Annotated in this window: 3 protein-coding genes; all 3 read left to right on the top strand. The window is 36.2% G+C overall.

Features of this window, described 5'->3' with window-relative positions; translation table 11 throughout:
- On the top strand, positions 1-489 hold a 489-nt coding region (locus tag HMPREF1519_RS07240), incomplete at its 5' end, for a DUF6287 domain-containing protein (RefSeq protein ID WP_037611733.1).
- A gap of 247 nt (positions 490-736) precedes the next feature.
- Positions 737-1,471: a response regulator transcription factor gene (locus tag HMPREF1519_RS07235; protein WP_037611731.1), complete on the top strand. Its 735-nt coding sequence runs from the start codon at positions 737-739 to the stop codon at positions 1,469-1,471.
- Positions 1,468-2,787: a sensor histidine kinase gene (locus tag HMPREF1519_RS07230; protein WP_037611730.1), complete on the top strand. Its 1,320-nt coding sequence runs from the start codon at positions 1,468-1,470 to the stop codon at positions 2,785-2,787. The genes HMPREF1519_RS07235 and HMPREF1519_RS07230 overlap by 4 nt, the downstream gene beginning before the upstream one ends.
- Positions 2,788-2,952: the final 165 nt, after the last annotated feature.

Here is a 2,952-nt window from a genome sequence, read left to right as displayed (position 1 = left end):
AAGAAATCAGTTCAATCATCATCTTCAGCAGTCACAAATGAAGAAAATGACAATCAGGCCTCAGCAGTAGCACCTAAAGTTTCCTCTCAAGAACAAGCTCAAGCAGGCGCTACAGATGGTGGACAAGTGGCTGAATCTGCAGCTGGAACAGATAAGGCTAAATCTGAGAAGAACACAAATAATAGTCAATCATCGCTTGACTTTGGTGCCCTTGACAATGGTGATATTAGCTCTCTTGTGGGAACTTGGACTAATGCGAATGGTGAATCAGTGACTATCAATTCTGATGGTACAATTATAAAAAACTCAACAGGTTATACTGCTCAATTGAAGCCTCAAAGAGTTTCAGATAATATTTTTTATGCAGGAGTCTTCTCAGATACAAGCTCAGCTGCATTGAGAGCGGTTTCTGGAGGTAGTAACGGCTCTGATTACCTTGTTATTGGTCAGGACCAAACTGCTGAAGGTGTCCCTTATTATCGTAACTAGTACGAAAAAGATTGTTATTTATGAACTGCACCCCAAAAGTTAGACATATAAAATCTAACTTTTGGGGTGTTTTTTTAGTTGATTGAAGCAAAAAAATGTTACAAACTATTGTTTTTTTTGTAATAAAAATGTAAAATAAATAAAGAGAACAATAAATCTCATTTTGAATAAATAAGAGAGGTTCATTTATTAAAGAAATGCTCTAACTTAGAATTTCTCTTAAGATTATGCTAAAGGAAGTTATGCCATGCTTAACATCTATATTTTAGAAGATCATTTTATCCAACAAAATCGTATTGAAGAGGTTATTCATACGATCCTTAAGAAAAATAACATTAAAGTAGGCGACTTTGAGGTTTTCGACAAACCCAATCAACTATTAGAGTCTATTACCGAGCGAGGGTCTCATCAGCTCTTTTTCTTGGACATTCAGATTAAAGACGATACTAAAAAAGGCTTGGAAGTTGCAAAGCAGATTCGCAAGAACGACCCCTATGCCAATATTGTTTTCTTCACGACCCATTCAGAGCATCTTCCCTTGACTTTTCAATACCAACTGGCAGCTCTAGACTTTATTGATAAGTCTTTGGAGGGTGAGGACTTTCAAAAGCGTGTGGAAAGTATTATCTTATTAACCTGCAAAAAGATACAGAGTCAGAATCCAGAAGACGCTTTTCGGATTGAGAATGCTAAGACCGTTATTCAGGTTCCTTTTCATGATATCTTGTACTTTGAGACGTCAGATATTGTTCATAAGGTTATCCTTTATACTAAAGAGGAGCAGATTGAGTTTTATGGCAGTCTCTCACAAATCGAAAAGAGTGACCCTAGACTGTTTAAATGCCACAAATCTTTCCTTATCAATCCAGAAAATATCATCAAATTAGATAAAAGTACGGGGACAGTCTATTTTGAAAATGGTGGCGTTTGCTATGTTTCAAAATTGAAACTAAAGAAATTGATTGAGAGAATTGGACGATGACAGCGATTAATTTTGTGTTGGATAATCTAGACTTTTTAGCGGAGATTATCCTCTTTATCCTCATTTATCAATACATTACCTCCGAGAAGATAAAGCTAAGATGGTATATCATCATCCCCTTGATTATCCGATTTTTGTTTGTGCTTTCTCCAGTCCTATCCTATTTTTTAGGGCATGCCTTCTTGGTTGTTTATTCCCTCTACAGAAATCGTTATGGCAATAGGTTATTAGATATTTTCTATGGCTTGTTTCCAATCGTCATAGAAAGTCTTGTTCACAATCTTATTATTTATGGGATTGCCTTAGTCATCAATCGACATTATCTGATTGTACTTAACCATTTTCATTTAAACCTTGTCATTGAGTTACTAGTCTTTCCTGTGTTTTGGTTAATCATTAAGACCTTAAAAGTGGATTTCAAAGCATTGAATTATGGTTTTCAAAAGTCATTTTCAAAGTACTTTTTATTACTCATAGATATATCAATGTTATCTTATGCCCTCCTTCTCCAATATATTACCTTTTTTGTGCAACAGAGCCCTGGAGGAAGAGATTGGCATGTTTATCTCGTGGTGACCTATGCTTTACTCTTTCTTGCGACCCTTGTTTATATCAATGCGACCTTCAGTGAGAGACTAAAAGAAGAAGTCCTACTCCAAAAAGATAGGCAAATGAGTGATTTGGCTCATTATAGTCAACAAATCGAGCAACTCTATACGGATCTTCGTCGCTTCAGGCACGATTACCTAAATGTTTTGTCTAGTATCAAATATGGCATTGACTCCAAGGACATGGCTATCATTTCCGAGATCTACGATAACATCCTTGAAAAAACAAAGACACGGATTGAGGGAAAACAGTACGAAATTGCCAACTTGATTAATATTAAAGATGAAGCCGTTAAAGGTGTCCTGGCTAGTAAAATTTTGGAAGCACAGGGACAGTCTATTACCATTCACCTTGAGGTCAGCGACGTCTTTGAAGTATCAAGGATGGAATTGTTGGATTTCATAACGGTGCTGTCCATTTTTTTGGATAATGCTATTGAAGCTAGTCTGGATAGCGGTACTAAAGAAGTGAACATTGCTCTTATCAGTGGAGAGACAAAGGTGGTGATAGTGGAGAATACCATTGCTCAAGAATCTATCAATACAGTCGGTATCTTTAAACTTGGTCGCTCAAGTAAAGGAGAGGGCCGCGGTATAGGTCTGTCCACTGTTCGAGAGATTTTAGGGAAGTACCCTAATTGTTCTTTGTCAACACAATCTAAAGACTATCGTTTTAAACAGACACTAAAAATAGAAGATGTGGTTTGATTATGACGAAAAAACCACCGTTTATGACTTCAATGAAAAATTTAGCTGTCTATATATTATAATAACTTAGTAAATTAACAGAAAAGGAATCTCACTCATGAAAAATACAAGTAAACTCATTGGTATCGTGGCAGCTCTTATCGTAGTTATTCTTGCCATCTTCCT

This window comes from Streptococcus sp. SR4, from assembly GCF_000517725.1.
Taxonomy (GTDB): Bacteria; Bacillota; Bacilli; order Lactobacillales; family Streptococcaceae; genus Streptococcus; species Streptococcus salivarius_F.
Note: the sequence above shows the minus strand (reverse complement) of the source record. Positions and strands in the feature narration are given on the sequence as shown.

Excerpts from the sequence above, each read along its gene's own strand:
- HMPREF1519_RS07235 (WP_037611731.1), top strand. The coding sequence starts at position 737 with ATGCTTAACATCTATATTTTAGAAGATCATTTTATCCAACAAAATCGT.
- HMPREF1519_RS07230 (WP_037611730.1), top strand. The coding sequence starts at position 1,468 with ATGACAGCGATTAATTTTGTGTTGGATAATCTAGACTTTTTAGCGGAG.